Genomic DNA, 17,028 nt, shown 5'->3' with positions numbered 1-17,028 from the left:
GGAGTAGCATCGTGGCGACCAGCAGATTCAAGGGCTTCGGGTGGCTTCTGGGCATCGCGATCGTGACGCCCGCCTGCTACATGGTGTCGTCGATGGTGGCGGCCGAGCGCGGGCGCGTGCAGGCGGTCGAGCTGGCGATCCTCGACGCCAAGCGCGACATCCGCGCGCTGGAGACCGAGTTCGACACGCGGGCCAGCCTGGCGCAGCTCGAGCGGTGGAACGGCGACGTTCTGGCGCTGTCGGCGCCTCGCCCCGAACAATATCTGCCGACCGGCATGGTGCTCGCCTCGCTCAGGCCGTTCGAGGGTGTTCGCAGCGCCGGGCTGGTCGTGCCGTCGGCCACCGACGTGGCGCAGGCGGTGGTCAAGCCGGTCGTCCAGCCCGCCGTCCAGATCACCACGCCGGCGGTCAATCCGATCGAGGCCCGGACGCCGGCGCTCGATGTGCGACCGGTGATCGTCGCCGCGCGGCCCGGCCTGCAAAAGGCGGTCGCGACCGATGTCGCGCCGGCGCGCGGACAGGCGGTGGCGATGGTCAGCTCCGGCCTGTTGAGCGACGCAACCTTCGGGGATCTGGTGTCGGGCGCGCGCGGCGAGCGAGCCAAGCTTCGGTGATCGTCCTCGTCGCGCAACAGGCGACCGATCGCCGTCGCGAGACCGGCCGGCATTCGCTGGTCGCGGTCGCGCATGTGCGGCTGATGATCCTGATGCTGCTGTTCGCGTTCGCCAACCTCGCGATCATCGGCAAGCTCGGCTATCTGGCGATTTCTGCCGAGCCGGCGACGACGCGCGACGCGGCGGCCGCGCTGGTGCCGCTGCGCGGCGACATCGTCGACCGCAACGGCGCGCCGCTCGCGCGCACCATCGATGCCTGGTCGATCGGCGTGCAGCCGCACAATGTGATCGGCGACAAGGCCGATCTTGCCCGGCGCCTGGCCGAGGTGATGCCCGAGCAGGAAGCCGCTGCCTATTTCCGGATGCTCAATTCGGAGTCGCGCTTCGTCTATCTCAAGAAGCGCGCGATGCCCGAACTGGTCAGCGCGGTGAACGCGCTGGGCAACCCCGGCATCATCTTCGCGCGCGAGCCCGAGCGGCTCTATCCGCAATCCAGCCTGGCGGCGCAGGCGATCGGTTACGTCAACGCCGACCGCGAGGGCGTGCGCGGCATGGAGCGTGTGCTAAACGAGCGGCTGACCGATCCGGCGACGCGCGGCAAGCCCGTGGCCTTGTCGATCGACGCGCGGGTGCAGGGCGCGCTCGACAGCGAGCTGACGCGGGCGATGGTGTCGTTCCAGGCGGCGGGCGCGGCCGGCATCATCCTGGACGTCCACACCGGCGAGGTGATGGCGATGTCGTCGCTGCCGACCTTCAACCCCAACAAGGTGCAGGCGGGCGATGGCGGGCTGAACAACATGACGCAGAGCCGCTACGAGCTTGGTTCCGCATTCAAGCCGATCGCGATGGCGGCGGCGATCGATACCGGCGTGGTCACCGACATGTCGCGCCGCTTCGACGCGACCCAGCCGCTGCCGATCGGCCGGTTCAGGATCAAGGACGATCACGCCCAGAACCGCTGGATGAACATCCCGGAAACGCTGATCCATTCGTCGAACATCGTGACCGCGCGGATCGCCGACGAGATGGGCCGTGAAAAGCTGGAGACGATGTTCCGCAAGCTGGGTTTCGACACCGCGCCCGACATCGAGATCGAAAAGCTGAAGCCGCTGTGGCCGGCCAACTGGGGGCGCGCCACGACGATGACCGCCGCCTACGGCCACGGCATCGCGGTGACGCCGCTGCACCTCGCCAGTGCCTATGCCGCGCTGGTCAACGGCGGCGTGTGGCGCCCGGCGACGATGCTGCGGGTGGAGGATGGCCACGCACCGCAGGGCCGCCGCGTCATCAGCGAATCGACCAGCGCGCGGATGCGCCAGCTGCTGCGGCTGATCGTCACCGAAGGGACCGGCCGCAAGGGCGAGGCATCGGGTTATCGCGTCGGTGGCAAGACCGGGACCGCGGAAAAGCCGGGCGTCGGCGGCTATTCGAAACACGTCAACGTTTCGACCTTCGCCGCGGCTTTCCCGATGGACGCGCCGCGCTATGTGGTGATCGCCATGCTCGATGCTCCCAAGGGCAATGCCGAAAGCTTCGGTCTGACCACCGCCGCCTGGACCGCCGCGCCGGTGGTGAGCCGGGTCATCATGCGGACCGGCCCGCTGCTGGGCGTACGGCCCGACCTGAACCGCGACGTCGACCTGTCCGACATCACGCCGCTGCTGTGGCGCGCGCCGGGCGAAAAGCGGAACCTGGCCGAGTGAGGCTGGGCGCCCTCACCGGCGGCGGCGAGACCGGGCCGGTGACCGGCTTCGCCATCGATCACCGCAAGGTCGCGCGCGGCACGGTGTTCGGCGCGTTCGAGGGCACGCGGGTGAACGGCGAGGACTTCATTCCCGCCGCAGTCGCCGCCGGGGCGATCGCGATCGTCGCGCGGCCGGGAGCGACGGTCGAGGGCGCGGTGCATATCGTCGCGGAGAACCCCCGCCAGCGCTTCGCCCAGTTGGCCGCCGATTTCTTTGCGCCGTTCCCTGCGACGGCGGTCGCCGTCACTGGCACCAACGGCAAGACATCGACGGTCGAGATGACGCGCCAGCTGTGGCGGCTGGCCGGGCATCATGCCGCGTCGATCGGTACGCTGGGTGTGACCACGGCAGACGACAGGGTGACGACCGGGCTGACCACGCCCGACGTCGTCACCTTCCTGTCGAACGTCGCGGGCCTGGCGCGCGAAGGGGTCAGTCATGTCGCGTTCGAGGCGTCGAGCCACGGGCTGACGCAATATCGTACCGAAGGGCTGCCGGTCGCCGCCGCCGCCTTCACCAACCTGAGCCGCGACCATCTGGACTATCACGGCGACATGGCGGCCTATTTCACCGCCAAGCTGCGGCTGTTCGCCGAAGTGGTGCGCGACGACGGCGCGGTGGTGGTGTGGGCTGACGATCCCAGCGCCGACCGGGTGATCGACCTGGCGCACGCACGGGGCTTGCGGTTGCTGACGGTCGGCGAACATGGCGAGACGTTGCGGCTGGTCGATCGCGACCCGACGCTGCTGGGCCAGGGGCTGACGATCGAGGCGGGCGGGGCGGTGCACAAGGTGACGCTGCCGCTGATCGGTGCCTATCAGGCGGCGAACGCGCTGACCGCGGCGGGCCTGGTCATCGCCACCGGCGGCGACGTCGCGGCGACGATCGCGAGCCTTGGGCGGTTGCAGCCGGTGCGCGGGCGGCTGGAGCGCGCGGTGATCGCGGCCAGCGGTGCGCCGGTCTATGTCGACTACGCCCACACCCCCGACGCGCTGGAGGCGGCGATCGCCGCGCTGAAGCCGCATGTCGCGGGCCGGCTGATCGTGGTGTTCGGCGCGGGCGGTGATCGCGACGCGGGAAAGCGCGAGCCGATGGGGCAGGCGGCGGCGGCCGGCGCCGACGTGGTGATCGTGACCGACGACAATCCCCGGTCCGAAGACCCGGCGGCGATCCGCGCGGAGGTGCTGAAGGGCGCACCGGGCGCGACCGACATCGGCGATCGCCGCGCGGCCATCGCACGGGCCATCGCGATGGCGGGCGCGCAGGATATCGTGCTGATCGCGGGCAAGGGGCATGAACAGGGCCAGATCGTCGGCGATCTCGTGCTGCCGTTCGATGACGTGCAGGTCGCGCGGGAGTGCGCGGCGTGAGCCTGTGGACCGCCAGCGAGATCGCGACCGCCGTCCACGGCGAGGCGAGCGCGGATTTCGCCGTCACCGGCGTCACCTTCGATTCGCGGGAGGTTGGCCCCGGCGACCTGTTCGTCGCGCTGACCGGCGAGGCGACCGACGGGCACCGTTTCCTGGCGGGGGCCTATGCGAACGGCGCGGGCGGCGCGATCGTCTCGACGCCCGGAGCCGGGCCGGCCGTGGTGGTCGCCGACACGATGGCCGCACTGGAGGACCTGGGCCGTGCGGCGCGGGCGCGGACCGCCGCGACGATCATCGGCATCACCGGGTCGGTCGGCAAGACGGGGACGAAGGAGGCGCTGGCCGCCGCGCTCGATCGCGCTGCGCCGGGACGGACCCACTGGTCGGTCAAGAGCTACAACAACCACACCGGCGTGCCGCTCAGCCTCGCGCGGATGCCGGCCGCGACGCGCTTCGGCGTGTTCGAGATGGGGATGAACCACGCGGGCGAACTGACCGCGCTGACCGGCATGGTCCGGCCGCACATCGCCATCGTCACGGCGATCGCCCCGGCGCACACCGCGTTCTTTTCGGGTGAAGAAGCCATCGCCGACGCCAAGGGCGAGATCTTCCAGGGGCTCGAACCCGGCGGCACCGCGATCATTCCCTTCGATAGCCCGCACCGCGACCGGCTGATCGCCGCCGCACGGCCGCATGCGGCGCGGATCGTCACCTTCGGCCTGGGCGAGGGCGCCGATGTGCGCGCGCTGGATACAGTCAGCGTCAACAACGGCGGCGGAAGCTTCGTCTGCGCGCGGGTGGGCGCACGCGAACTGAGCTTCACCGTGTCGCAACCGGGCGCGCACTGGGTGTCGAACGCGCTGGCGGTGCTGGCGGCGGTCGATGCGGCGGGCGGCGACCTGGGCCTCGCCGGGCTCGCGCTTGCCGACATGGGCGGCCTGCCGGGGCGGGGGCAGCGGTTTCTGACCTCCGTCGGCGGCGGCGACGCGCTGGTGATCGACGAAAGCTACAACGCCAATCCCAGTTCGATGCGCGCGACGCTGGCGGTGCTCGCCGCCACGCCGGGCCGGCGCATCGCGGTGCTGGGCGGAATGCGCGAACTGGGCGCGGACAGCGGTGACTATCATGCCGCACTGGCCGGCCCAATCGACGAAGCGGGCATTTCCCGCGCCATATTGGTCGGCGCGGAGATGGCCCCGCTGGCCGCCGCGCTTGAGGGACGCGTCGATTTCGTCCATGTGGCCGACGCTGCCGCCGCGCGCGAGGCGCTCCGTGCGATGCTTGCCGCCGGCGACGCAGTGCTCATCAAGGGATCGAACGGAATCGGGCTGTCGGCGGTTGTCGCCGCGCTGGCCGATTCCGGGATGGCGGGGGTCGCGGACTGATGCTGTACTGGATCGCCGAACAGCTCGGCTTCCCCGGAATATTGAACCTCGTCCGCTACCTCAGCTTCCGCTCGGGCGGCGCGGTGGCGACGGCGCTCATCATCGGCTGGATCATCGGGCCGAAGTTCATCGGCTGGTTGCGCGTGCGCCAGGGCAAGGGCCAGCCGATCCGCAGCGATGGGCCGCAGACGCATTTGGCCAAGGTCGGTACGCCGACGATGGGCGGCCTCCTGATCCTGACGGCGATGACGTCGTCGATCCTGCTGTGGATGGACCTGAGCAACCCCTATGTCTGGGCCTGCCTGTTCGTCACGCTGGGCTTCGGGATGATCGGGTTTCTCGACGATTACGACAAGGTTCGCAAGGCGAGCACCGCCGGTGTTTCCGGCCGGGCGCGGCTGCTGGGCGAATTCGTCATCGCGGGCGCGGCGGCGTGGATCATCACCCAGCATAACGGCACCAACCTGTACGTGCCATTCTTCAGCCAGTTCTCGGTCGATCTGGGGCCGGCGTACATCGTGTTCGCCGCCTTCACGATCGTGGCGTTCGGAAACGCCGTGAACCTGACCGATGGGCTGGACGGACTGGCGACGATGCCGGTCATCATCGCGGCGGTTACCTTCATGATCATCGTCTATCTGTCGGGCAACGCGCGGTTCGCCGCCTATCTGGGCATCCCGCACGTACCGCGGGCGGGTGACCTTGCGATCTTCTGCGGGGCGATGATCGGCGCCGGGCTGGCGTTCCTTTGGTACAACGCGCCGCCGGCCGCAGTCTTCATGGGCGACACCGGCAGCCTCGCCTTGGGCGGCGCGCTGGGCGCGATCGCGGTCACCGCGCACCACGAGATCGTGCTGGGCATCGTCGGCGGGCTGTTCGTCGTCGAGGCGATGAGCGTCATCATCCAGGTGTTCTTCTACAAGCGCACCGGCAAGCGGGTGTTCCGCATGGCGCCGATCCACCATCATTTCGAGCAACTGGGCTGGAGCGAGCCCACGGTCGTGATCCGGTTCTGGATCATCGCGCTGGTGCTGGCGCTGGCGGGCCTGTCCACGTTGAAGCTCCGGTGATTACGAGCCGCACCTGGGCGGGCAGGCGCTATGCGGTGCTGGGCCTCGCGCGCTCCGGCGCGGCGACGGTCGCCGCGCTCGTCGCGAGCGGCGCTCAGGTCGTGGCGTGGGACGAAAGCGCGGCCGCGCGCGGGGCGGCGGTGGGCGCGATGCTGGCCGATCCCACGACGATCGACCTGTCGGGCTTCGCTGGCGTCGCCGTGTCGCCGGGCGTCCCGCTCAACCGCCATCCGATCGCCGCGCACGCAGGCGAGGTACCGGTGATCGGCGACATCGAGCTGTTCGCGCAGGCGCGGGCCGAACTGCCCCCGCACCGCGTCGTCGGCATTACCGGGACCAACGGCAAGTCGACCACCACCGCGCTGGTCGCGCATATTTGCGAAACCGCCGGACTGCCGACGCGGATGGGCGGCAACATCGGGCTGCCGATCCTGGGGCAGGAGGCTTTGCCCGAAGGCGGCGTCTATGTGCTGGAGCTGTCGAGCTACCAGATCGACCTGACCCACAGCCTCGACTGCGACGTCGCGGTGCTGCTCAACATCACGCCCGACCATCTCGATCGCTATGACGGGTTCGACGCCTATGCCGCGTCCAAGGCGCGGCTGTTCGCGATGCAATCGGCCGGTCATCCCGCGGTGATCGGCATCGGCGACGAAGCGTCCGCCGCCGTCGCCAAACAGGTGGCGCGCGCGGGCCGGGCCGGGAATCTGACGAAGATCGCGCCGGGCGTCTGTCTCAACCAGTCGGAATGGCCCGCGCTCCAGGGACCGCACAACGCCCAGAACGCCCTCGCCGCGATCGCCGCCTGCGAGGCGTTGGGGATCGATCGCGCGGCGATCGATGCCGGGCTAGAGAGCTTCCCCGGCCTGCCGCACCGTATGGAGCGCGTCGCGACGAAGCGCGGCGTGCTGTACGTCAACGACAGCAAGGCGACCAATCCCGAATCGACCGCGCCGGCGCTGGCGGCGTTCGACTGCGTTCACTGGATCGTCGGCGGCAAGGCCAAGGCCGACGATCTCGACGCCTGCCGGCCACACTTCGGCAATGTCGCGCGTGCCTATACGATCGGCGAGGCGGGACCGATGTTCGCCGCGTTGCTGAAGGATCACATGGTCGTGACCGAGAGCGGCACGCTGGCCGAGGCGGTCGCCGACGCGCATTACTGGGCGCCACCGGGCGCGACGGTGCTGCTGTCGCCGGCCTGCGCGTCGTTCGATCAGTTTCGCGATTACGAGGACCGTGGCGACCAGTTCCGCCGCGCGGTGGAGGCGCTGCCATGACCGACGTCGCCCAGGAAGCCGCCGCGAAGGGCTTTCGCAGCCGGGTCGACGAACGGCTCGGGCGCGGTAACCGTTCGCCCGTCGCGATGTGGTTCTGGGAACTTGATCGCGTGCTGCTGCTGCTCGCGTTCCTGTTGATCGCCATCGGGCTGATCGCGGTTGCCGCCGCCAGCCCGGCGACGGCGCAGCGCTATTCGGGCGGATCGCACCAGTTGGTGCCGATGTATTATTTCTGGCGGCAGGCGGTGTGGGTGGCGCTGTCGGTGCCGGTGATGCTCGTCTTCTCGATGCTGCCGACAGACGTGGCGCGGCGCTTCGCTCTGGTCGCCTGCGCGATCTTCGCGACGCTGTTGCTGCTCACCCCCTTCGTCGGCGTCGAGGTGAACGGCGCGCGGCGCTGGATCGGCGGTGGCATCGCGCAGTTCCAGCCGTCCGAGTTCCTGAAACCTGTCTTCATCGTCACGACCGCGTGGATGCTGTCGCTGCGCGCGCGCGACCCGGACCTGCCGATGGTGCCGGTGACCTTCGCCTTCACCGCGGTGATTGCCGTCGCGCTGATGATGCAGCCCGATTTCGGCCAGACGATCATCTTCGGCAGCGTGTGGCTGATCCTGCTGATGGTGTCGGGCATCAGCGGGAAGACGATCGGCGCGCTGGTCGGCGCGGGCGCGGTCGGCGTCGTCGCGGCCTATGTCTTCTATGACACGGCGCGCATCCGCATCGACAATTTCCTGTTTCCCGACAATGCCGGCGCCGACCATTACCAGACCGACATGGCCCATGCGACGCTGACCGCCGGCGGCCTGACCGGCACGGGGCCGGGCGGCGGATCGGTGAAGTTCCGGTTGCCCGAGGCGCATACCGACTATGTCTTCTCGGTCGTCGGCGAGGAGTTCGGCCTGCTCGCCTGCGCGATCATCGCCGTGCTGTTCCTGGCGATCGTGGTGCGGGTGTTCGTGAAGCTGCTGGACGAGGAGGATGCCTTCCGCGTTCTGGCGGCCGCCGGCCTTGCCAGCCAGTTCGGCGTGCAGGCGACGATCAACATGGCGGTCAACACCGGGCTGGCGCCGTCCAAGGGCATGACCCTGCCGTTCATCAGCTATGGCGGGTCGTCGATGATCGCACTGTCGATCGGGATGGGCTTGCTGCTCGCCTTCACGCGGCGAAACCCGTATCTGCACCGCTCACCCTATATCGTCCGGTAAGTCGCAGCAGATGTCCCAAGCCCGTCACTACGTCCTCGCAGCCGGCGGCACCGGCGGCCATATGGTACCCGCAGCAGCGCTGGCCGCGGAACTCGTACGCCGCGGCCACCGCGTCGCGCTGGTCAGCGACGATCGCGGGGTTCGCTTTCCCGGCCTGTTCGACGGCATCCAGACGCATGTGCTGCCCGCCGGCCGGCTGGCGGGCGGACCGATCGGCTGGCTGAAGGCAGGGCGTCAGATGCTGGCGGGCCGCGCGATGGCGCGCGAGCTGTACCGTAATTTCAGGCCGGCGGCCGTGATCGGTTTCGGCGGCTATCCGGCGTTCCCGGCGCTGCTGGCGGCGTTCGCGGAGAAGATCCCGACGATCGTCCACGAACAGAATGCGGTGCTCGGGCGCGTTAACCGGCTGGTCTCGGGCCGGGTGGCGGGGATCGCGACATCCTATGACGATGTCGCCCGGTTGAAACCGGGGCCGAAGGTGCATCTGGTCGGCAATCCGGTGCGCGACGCGATCCTGGATATCCGCGAACGACCCTATCCGGTGCTGGAGGAAGACGGCATCTTTCGCGTGCTGGTGACAGGCGGCAGTCAGGGGGCGACGATCCTGAGCCAGGTGGTGCCCGACGGGCTCGCGCTGCTGCCGGTGCATTTCCGCAGCCGGTTGCAGGTGACGCACCAGGCGCGGATCGAGGATATCGACGCGGTGCGCGCCAAATATGCCGAACACGGCATTCCGGCCGAGACCGCGACGTACCTGCCCGACCTGCCCGAGCATCTGGCGTGGACCCACCTCGTCATCGCCCGCGCCGGCGCATCGACGATCGCCGAACTGACGGCGGCGGGACGCCCGGCGATCCTGGTGCCGCTGCCGTCGGCCACCGACGATCATCAGACGGCCAACGCGCGCGAGATCACCAGGGCGGGCGGGGCGCGGACGGTTGCGCAATCGGCCTTCACCGCCGCCGAACTCGCCAAGCAGATGCAGAAACTGGGCCTCGATACGATCGCGCTGCAGAACGCCGCGGCGCGGGCGAAGAACTGTGGCCGTCCGCACGCCGCACGCGACCTGGCCGATCTGGTCGAAAGCATCGACGCGCCGACGGCGAAGCTGCCGGTGGGCGTGCCGCAGCGCAAGGAGGCTTTCGCGTGAGAGGCGTCGCGACCGATATCGGCATCATCCACTTCGTCGGCATCGGCGGTATCGGCATGTCGGGGATCGCCGAGGTGATGCACAATCTGGGCTATCAGGTGCAGGGCAGCGACGTGGCGGAAGGCTATGTCGTCGAAGGGCTGCGTAAGCGCGGCATTCCGGTGACGATCGGTCATGCGGCAGGGAATGTCGCCGATGCGGCGGTGGTGGTCACCTCGACGGCGGTCAAGCGCGGCAATCCGGAAGTCGAGGCGGCATTGTCGCAGCGCATTCCGGTGGTGCGCCGCGCGGAGATGCTGGCCGAACTGATGCGGCTGAAATCGACCGTCGCGGTTGCCGGCACTCACGGGAAGACGACGACGACCAGCATGATCGCGGCGATCCTCGACGCGGGCGGGGTCGATCCGACCGTCATCAACGGCGGGATCATCAACAGCTATGGTTCCAACGCCCGGCTGGGCGCGAGCGACTGGATGGTGGTGGAGGCCGACGAGAGCGACGGCAGCTTCCTGCGGCTCGACGGGACGATTGCGGTCGTGACCAACATCGATCCCGAGCATCTCGACCATTATGGCAGCTTCGAGAAGGCGAAGGACGCCTACGTCGAGTTCGTCGAGAACGTACCCTTCTATGGCGCGGCGCTGCTGTGCCTCGACCATCCGGAGGTCCAGGCGCTGATCCCGCGCGTGCGCGACCGGCGGATCGTGACCTATGGCTTCGCGGCGTCCGCCGACGTGCGCGGGGTGAACGTGACGCCCTATCCGGGTGGCAACCGTTTCGAGGCGATCGTGCGACACCGCGATGGCACGACGCGGTCGATCGAGCATATCGACCTGCCGATGCCGGGCCGGCACAACGTCCAGAACGCGCTCGCCGCGATCGGCGTCGCGCTGGAACTCGGCATCGACGACGCGACGATCGAGAAGGGGTTTGAACGCTTCTCCGGCGTCAAGCGGCGCTTCACCAAGGTCGGCGAAGTGGCGGGTGCTACGATCATCGACGATTACGGCCACCATCCGGTCGAGATTCGCGCGGTGCTGTCGGCGGCGCGGGAAAGTGCGCAGGGCCGGGTGATCGCGGTGGTGCAGCCGCACCGTTACTCGCGGCTCGGCAACCTCATGGACGACTTCCAGGGCGCCTTCAACGACGCCGACATGGTCTATGTCACGCCGGTCTATGCCGCGGGCGAGCAGCCGGTCGAGGGCGTCGACGCCGAGGCGCTGGTCGAGGGGCTGAAGCGGCGCGGCCACCGCGCGGCGGCGACCGTTGCCGATGCCGATGCGCTGGCCGTCGCGCTGGCGAGCGAACTCGCGGCCGGCGACCAGGTGATCTGTCTGGGCGCGGGCGACATCACCAAATGGGCGGCGAGCCTGGCCGACGCGATCGAGGCGAAGCGGTGAGCGTCTGCTACGCCATGCCGCCGGTTCGCGGTCGGCTGACGCATGGCGCTCCGCTGGCTCCGCTGGTGTGGTTCAAGACCGGCGGGGCGGCCGAATGGCTGTTCGAGCCGGCGGATGCGGACGATCTTGCCAGCTTTCTCTACGCGCTCGATCCGGGGGTACCGGTGATGGCGCTGGGCCTCGGCTCGAACATGATCGTCCGCGACGGCGGGGTGCCGGGGGTCGTCATACGGCTGGGCAAGGCGTTTGCGAAGGTGACCGCCGACGGGCTGGCGCTGACCTGTGGGGGCGGGGCGAGCGGGATCTTGGTCTCCTCCACCGCGCGCGATGCAGGGATCGCCGGTGTCGAGTTCCTGCGCTCGATTCCCGGCACGGTCGGCGGCTTCGTGCGGATGAACGGCGGCGCCTATGGCCGCGAGGTGCGGGACATATTGGTCGAGGCGGAGGTCGTGCTGCGATCGGGAGAGCAGCGTACGCTGGCGCTCGGCGATCTGGGCTATTCCTACCGTCACAGCGACCTGCCCGAGGGTGCGGTGGTGGTCTCGGCGACGTTCCGTGGGGAGCCCGGCGAGCCGGCCGCGATTCAGGCGGAGATGGACCGCATCGCCGCCGCACGCGAAGCCAGCCAGCCGCTGCGCAGCAAGACCGGCGGATCGACCTTCGCCAACCCCGACGGCGACAAGGCGTGGCGGCTGATCGATGCGGCGGGCTGTCGCGGCCTGACGCGCGGCGGGGCGCAGGTCAGCGAGAAGCACTGCAACTTCCTGCTCAACCTGGGCGACGCGACCAGCGCCGATATCGAGGGGCTGGGCGAGGATGTGCGCGCGGCGGTGAAGGCCGCCAGCGGTGTTGATCTGCGCTGGGAAATCCAGCGGGTGGGGATAGTGGCATGATCTGCGCTACCTCAGCCCTCCCCTGCAAGGGGAGGTGGCAGGCCGGAGGCCTGACGGAGGGGTGTCCCCTCCTCCATGGCGCGACACCCCTCCGTCATCGCTACGCGATGCCACCTCCCCTTGCAGGGGAGGATGTGTCGTGAGTCTTCACATCGTTGTACTGATGGGCGGCTGGTCGGGCGAGCGGCCGGTGTCGCTGATGTCGGGCGCGGGCGTGGCTGACGCGCTGGAGGGGCTGGGTCATCGGGTGACGCGGATCGACATGGACCGCCACGTCGCCGCGCGGATCGCCGAGGCCGCGCCCGACGTGGTGTTTAACGCGCTGCACGGTTCGCCCGGCGAGGACGGCACGGTGCAGGGCATGCTCGACCTGATGGGCGTGCGCTACACCCATTCGGGCATGACGACGTCGGTGATCGCGGTCGACAAGGTGCTGACCAAGTCGGTGCTGGTGCCACACGGCATCCCGATGCCGGGCGGGCGCGTGGTGCAATCGTCCGAGCTGTTCGCGGGCGATCCGCTGGCGCGTCCCTATGTGGTCAAGCCCGTCAACGAGGGATCGTCGCTGGGCGTCGCGATCGTCACCGATGACGGCAACTACGGCAACCCGATCGGCCGCGACGTGGCGGGGCCGTGGCAGGACTTCGAGGAGCTGCTGGTCGAGCCCTATATCCGAGGGCGCGAGCTGACGACGGCGGTGCTGGGCGATCGCGCGCTGGGCGTGACGGAGATCGCGCCCAAGACCGGCTGGTATGATTTCGACGCGAAATACACCGACGGACTGGCCGATCACGTGTTTCCCGCGCAAATCCCCGACGAGATCGCCGAGGCGTGCATGGGCGTGGCGGTGCAGGCGCATCGCATCCTCGGCTGCAAGGGGGCGAGCCGCGCAGACTTTCGCTGGGACGACGAGCGCGGTGTCGACGGGCTGTTCCTGCTGGAGGTCAACACCCAGCCGGGCATGACGCCGCTGAGCCTGGTGCCCGAGCAGGCCGCGCATTGCGGGATCGGCTATCCCGAGCTTGTGCAGTGGATCGTCGACGAGGCGATGAAAGACGGTGCGGGAGCATGAGCCGCGCGCCCGCCAAGCGCACGCTGAAGCGTCGTCCGCAGCCGGCGCGTGGACGCGCGCCGGCGAAGAAGATCGGCCTTATGGACCGCGCCGTCGCGGTGCTGCCGGTCAGCGAGACGACGCTGCGCAAGGCGGCCGGCTGGGGCATGTTCGGCGCGGCCTGTGCCGTGCTGATCGTGATGGCGAGCTATCTGGGCATCCCCGGCATGGCGGGAACGGCGCTGGCCGAGGGGGTCGGGCGCGCGGGCTTCCGCGTCGAACAGATCGAGGTGACTGGCGCCAACCGGATGGACAGGATGACCGTCTATGCCGTTGCGCTCGACCAGCGCAGCCGCGCGATGCCGCTGATCGACCTGGCGACGGTGCGCGACCGGCTGCTCGACTATCCGTGGATCGCCGACGCGCGCGTTTCGCGCCGGTTGCCCGACACGCTGGCGATCGACATCGTCGAGCGGGTGCCGGTGGCGATCTGGCAGAACCATGGCCAGCTGATGCTGATCGACGTGACCGGCAAGCCGCTGGAGCCGGTATCGCCGGAGGCGATGCCGCCGCTGCCGCTGGTGATCGGCGACGGGGCCAACGAACGCGAGCCCGATTACCAGCGGCTGATGCAGGTCGCGCCGGCGTTGAAATCGCAGGTCAAGGCGGCGACATGGATCGGCGATCGGCGCTGGGACATATTGTTCGCCAGCGGCGAGAAGCTGTCGCTGCCGGAAGGCGAGCGGCTGGCCGCGCAGGCGCTGACCAAGTTCGCCGAACTCGATCGCCGCGACCGGCTGCTCGGGCGAGGCTATGTGAGCTTCGACCTGCGCGATCCGGCGAAGCTGGTGCTTCGCCTGCCGGGCGGGGCGACGAACAATCGGGCTATCACGGGGGAATAGGGCGATGGCGAAAGCGGGACCGGAACAACTCATCACCGCGCTGGATATCGGATCGTCGAAGGTCTCCGCACTGATCGCGCAGAAGGGCGACGGCGGCGAACTGGTCGTGCTGGGCACCGGGCAGCGCGAGAGCCGCGGCGTCCAGCGCGGCTATATCAGCGACATGCACGCGACCGAGGCGGCGGTGCGCGAGGCGGTGGAGCAGGCCGAACGCATCGCCGGGCTGAACATCGAGGACGTGTGGGTCAGCTTCTCGGCCGGCGGGCTCGTCAGCGACGTGGTGAAGCTGGAGGTCGATCTGGGCGGCCACCGGGTCGAACAGAACGATATCGACGATCTGCTGCGCGCCGGGCGCGACGCGATCGACCCCAACGGCCGCATGGTGCTGCACGCCCAGCCGATGCGCTACACACTCGACGGGCGCAACGGCGTGCGCAATCCGCTGGGCCTCCACGCCGACCGGCTGGGTGTCGACATCCATGTCGTCGCGACCGACGGATCGCCGGTTCGCAACCTCGACCTGTGCGTCCGTTCCGCGCACCTGGAGGTCAAGTCGATCATCGCCGCGCCCGTCGCTACTGGCCTCGCCTGCCTGTCCGAGGAGGAGCGCGAGCTGGGTGTCGCGCTGGTCGAGATCGGCGCGGGCGTAACCAACGTCAGCGTGTTCCGCGACGGCGTGCTCGCCAGCCTCGCCTCGATCGGGATGGGCGCGGCCGACATCACCGACGACATCGCCAGCGCCTTCGGCACGCGCCGCGCGCAGGCTGAGCGACTGAAGTGCTTCCACGGATCGGCCAACATGAGCCCGCGCGATCACCACGAGATGATCGACGTGGCACCGATCAGCCAGGAAGGCGACGGCGAGGGGACGCGGATCACCCGGTCGCAGCTGAACACCGTCATCCGCGCGCGGCTGGAGCGGCTGATGGCCGAGATCGGCAAGGAACTGAAGCGGCTCAATTTCGACGATCCGGTCGGGCGCCAGTTGGTGCTGACCGGCGGCGGGGCGGAACTGCGCGGAATCGCGGACTATGCGCAGCAGGCGCTGGGCCGGGCGGTGCGCGTGGGGCGGCCGCGCGGCCTGTCGGCGTTGCCCGACGCGCATTCCGGCCCGGCCTTCGCGACGCTCGCCGGCCTCGCCAGCTTCGCGGCGTCCGACCCGGTCGACCTGCGCGGGATCGAGCCGAGCCACCAGTTGGTCTCGCGGCCCAAGGGGATGGCGATGTTCGGCCGGCTGATGTCCGCATTTCGGGCGAATTATTAAGCTTTTGCGACGGCTGCTCGACTTCGCGCTGGAGTCGGGCCGGCGGTTCGTGCAGAACGGTTAAGATTTCAAAGCGGCGCCGGGGTAGCGGGGCGCCTGGGAGACCTGGTGATGAGCATCGAATTCCTTCCGCCCGACGTCGATGAACTGACCCCGCGCATCAGCGTGATCGGCGTCGGCGGCGCGGGCGGCAATGCGATCGCGAACATGATCCGTGCCGAGGTGCAGGGTGTCGAGTTTCTGGTCGCCAACACCGACGCGCAGGCGCTGAAACAGTCGGATGCGCCGCAACGCATCCAGCTGGGTGCCAAGATCACGCAAGGCTTGGGCGCGGGCAGCCGGCCGGAGATCGGCCGTGCGGCGGCCGAGGAAACGATCGAGCAGGTGCAGAAGGCGCTGGATGGCGCACACATGTGCTTCATCGCGGCCGGCATGGGCGGCGGTACCGGCACGGGTGCGGCGCCGGTGATCGCCAAGGCCGCGCGCGACATGGGCATCCTGACCGTCGGCGTCGTCACCAAGCCGTTCGCGTTCGAGGGCAAGCGCCGCGCGCAATCGGCCGACGCGGGCATCGAGGAGCTGCAGAAGTTCGTCGACACGCTGATCGTCATCCCGAACCAGAATCTGTTCCTGATCGCCAACGCCAACACCACCTTCAAGGAAGCGTTCGAGCTGGCCGACGAGGTGTTGCAGCAGGGCGTGCGCGGCATCACCGACCTGATGGTGATGCCCGGCCTCATCAACCTCGACTTCGCCGACGTCCGCAGCGTGATGCAGGAAATGGGCAAGGCGATGATGGGCACCGGCGAATCGTCGGGCGATGCCCGCGCGATCGAGGCGGCGCAGAAGGCGATCGCCAACCCGCTGCTCGACGGCGTGTCGATGCGCGGCGCCAAGGGCGTGATCGTGTCGATCACCGGCGGCGACGACATGCGCCTGCTGGAGGTCGACGAAGCCGCGAACCACATCCGCGAACTGGTCGATCCCGACGCCAACATCATCTGGGGTTCGGCGTTCAACCCCGAGCTGGAAGGCAAGATCCGCGTGTCGGTGGTCGCCACCGGCATCGAGGCGTCGGACGATGCGCAGGCTGTCCCTGCGCCGGCCGCCGAGGCTCCGCGCGTCTTCTCGTTCAACGCGCCGCGTCGCCCCGATCCGGTCGCGGCCGCGCCGCTGCCTGCCGCCGATGAGCCTGCCGAGGCCGACAGCGCGCCCGCGCGGTTCGAGGATGAGCCGGTCGAGACCGGCGTCGCCGACGAGCCCGAGGCTCCGGTCGCTGAAGCTGAGGACGAACTGGTGCTCGGCTCAGACGCGATGATGGATGTCCCGCCGTCCGAGGCGGCGCCCGAGCCCGAGCCCGAGCCGTCGATCCGGCGTCGTTGGCTGACGGGTGCGAGCGAGGAGCCGGCCGCGCCGGCCGAGCCCGCCCCGCGCAAGACCGGCGGCACGCTGTTCGAACGCATGTCGGGCCGCGCGCCCAAGGCGGAAGGCGAGGGCGAGGCGAGCGAGCCGCTCGACATCCCGCGCTTCCTGCACCGGCAGAACAACCAGTAAGCCCCGGCCCGCCGTCGTTCCCTATGCGGAACGGCGGCGGGCGCGGTCGCGCGGCGGACCGTGCGTCGTGCGCGCTGCCTGTCCCCGCACGGGCCGGGTAGATGCCCCGCACGCCCTTTCCCTGGCGGCGCGCCGTTGCTAGTCC

14 protein-coding genes are annotated in these 17,028 nt (G+C 69.4%); all 14 read left to right on the top strand.

The genetic code is table 11. From position 1 onward, the window contains the following. Positions 1-11: 11 nt before the first annotated feature. On the top strand, positions 12-614 hold the full coding sequence (locus VYI76_RS10905; RefSeq protein WP_326524771.1) for a hypothetical protein: 603 nt from the start codon (positions 12-14) through the stop codon (positions 612-614). Beyond that, a complete protein-coding gene (locus tag VYI76_RS10900) occupies positions 611-2,317 on the top strand; it encodes a peptidoglycan D,D-transpeptidase FtsI family protein (protein WP_326524770.1) in 1,707 nt (568 codons plus the stop codon). The genes VYI76_RS10905 and VYI76_RS10900 overlap by 4 nt, the downstream gene beginning before the upstream one ends. Continuing rightward, complete coding sequence (locus tag VYI76_RS10895; protein WP_326524769.1) at positions 2,314-3,729, top strand: UDP-N-acetylmuramoyl-L-alanyl-D-glutamate--2,6-diaminopimelate ligase; 1,416 nt, start codon at positions 2,314-2,316, stop codon at positions 3,727-3,729. Before VYI76_RS10900 ends, VYI76_RS10895 begins: the two co-directional genes overlap by 4 nt. After that, on the top strand, positions 3,726-5,114 hold the full coding sequence (locus VYI76_RS10890; protein ID WP_326524768.1) for a UDP-N-acetylmuramoyl-tripeptide--D-alanyl-D-alanine ligase: 1,389 nt from the start codon (positions 3,726-3,728) through the stop codon (positions 5,112-5,114). The genes VYI76_RS10895 and VYI76_RS10890 overlap by 4 nt, the downstream gene beginning before the upstream one ends. Further along, entirely contained in the window at positions 5,114-6,184 is a 1,071-nt protein-coding gene (gene mraY, locus VYI76_RS10885; protein WP_326524767.1) for a phospho-N-acetylmuramoyl-pentapeptide-transferase, read from the top strand. Before VYI76_RS10890 ends, mraY begins: the two co-directional genes overlap by 1 nt. After that, positions 6,181-7,464, top strand: coding sequence for a UDP-N-acetylmuramoyl-L-alanine--D-glutamate ligase (gene murD, locus VYI76_RS10880; RefSeq protein ID WP_326524766.1), 1,284 nt, complete (start codon positions 6,181-6,183; stop codon positions 7,462-7,464). Before mraY ends, murD begins: the two co-directional genes overlap by 4 nt. After that, positions 7,461-8,669, top strand: coding sequence for an FtsW/RodA/SpoVE family cell cycle protein (locus VYI76_RS10875; protein WP_326524765.1), 1,209 nt, complete (start codon positions 7,461-7,463; stop codon positions 8,667-8,669). The genes murD and VYI76_RS10875 overlap by 4 nt, the downstream gene beginning before the upstream one ends. 10 nt (positions 8,670-8,679) lie before the next feature. Next, positions 8,680-9,819, top strand: coding sequence for an undecaprenyldiphospho-muramoylpentapeptide beta-N-acetylglucosaminyltransferase (gene murG / locus VYI76_RS10870; protein ID WP_326524764.1), 1,140 nt, complete (start codon positions 8,680-8,682; stop codon positions 9,817-9,819). Next, positions 9,816-11,219, top strand: coding sequence for a UDP-N-acetylmuramate--L-alanine ligase (murC, locus tag VYI76_RS10865; RefSeq protein ID WP_326524763.1), 1,404 nt, complete (start codon positions 9,816-9,818; stop codon positions 11,217-11,219). The genes murG and murC overlap by 4 nt, the downstream gene beginning before the upstream one ends. 14 nt (positions 11,220-11,233) lie before the next feature. Continuing rightward, a complete protein-coding gene (gene murB, locus VYI76_RS10860; RefSeq protein WP_326525094.1) occupies positions 11,234-12,112 on the top strand; it encodes a UDP-N-acetylmuramate dehydrogenase in 879 nt (292 codons plus the stop codon). 139 nt (positions 12,113-12,251) lie between these two features. Then, complete coding sequence (locus VYI76_RS10855; RefSeq protein ID WP_326524762.1) at positions 12,252-13,184, top strand: D-alanine--D-alanine ligase; 933 nt, start codon at positions 12,252-12,254, stop codon at positions 13,182-13,184. Then, the gene (locus tag VYI76_RS10850; protein WP_326524761.1) at positions 13,181-14,065 is read left to right on the top strand and encodes a cell division protein FtsQ/DivIB; all 885 of its coding nucleotides are present in this window, start codon (positions 13,181-13,183) and stop codon (positions 14,063-14,065) included. Before VYI76_RS10855 ends, VYI76_RS10850 begins: the two co-directional genes overlap by 4 nt. Before the next feature lie 4 nt (positions 14,066-14,069). Beyond that, positions 14,070-15,329, top strand: coding sequence for a cell division protein FtsA (gene ftsA / locus VYI76_RS10845; RefSeq protein WP_326524760.1), 1,260 nt, complete (start codon positions 14,070-14,072; stop codon positions 15,327-15,329). Positions 15,330-15,440: 111 nt separating this feature from the next. Continuing rightward, the gene (gene ftsZ, locus VYI76_RS10840; RefSeq protein WP_326524759.1) at positions 15,441-16,883 is read left to right on the top strand and encodes a cell division protein FtsZ; all 1,443 of its coding nucleotides are present in this window, start codon (positions 15,441-15,443) and stop codon (positions 16,881-16,883) included. Positions 16,884-17,028 lie beyond the last annotated feature (145 nt).

This window comes from Sphingomonas sp. (assembly GCF_035910975.1).
In the GTDB taxonomy this organism is placed as follows: domain Bacteria; phylum Pseudomonadota; class Alphaproteobacteria; order Sphingomonadales; family Sphingomonadaceae; genus Sphingomonas.
Note: the sequence above shows the minus strand (reverse complement) of the source record. Positions and strands in the feature narration are given on the sequence as shown.

Bases quoted from the DNA above. Each gene is read 5' to 3' on its own strand.
- murG (WP_326524764.1), top strand. From the start codon at position 8,680: ATGTCCCAAGCCCGTCACTACGTCCTCGCAGCCGGCGGCACCGGCGGC.
- ftsA (WP_326524760.1), top strand. From the start codon at position 14,070: ATGGCGAAAGCGGGACCGGAACAACTCATCACCGCGCTGGATATCGGA.
- VYI76_RS10850 (WP_326524761.1), top strand. From the start codon at position 13,181: ATGAGCCGCGCGCCCGCCAAGCGCACGCTGAAGCGTCGTCCGCAGCCG.
- mraY (WP_326524767.1), top strand. From the start codon at position 5,114: ATGCTGTACTGGATCGCCGAACAGCTCGGCTTCCCCGGAATATTGAAC.
- ftsZ (WP_326524759.1), top strand. From the start codon at position 15,441: ATGAGCATCGAATTCCTTCCGCCCGACGTCGATGAACTGACCCCGCGC.
- murB (WP_326525094.1), top strand. From the start codon at position 11,234: ATGCCGCCGGTTCGCGGTCGGCTGACGCATGGCGCTCCGCTGGCTCCG.
- VYI76_RS10875 (WP_326524765.1), top strand. From the start codon at position 7,461: ATGACCGACGTCGCCCAGGAAGCCGCCGCGAAGGGCTTTCGCAGCCGG.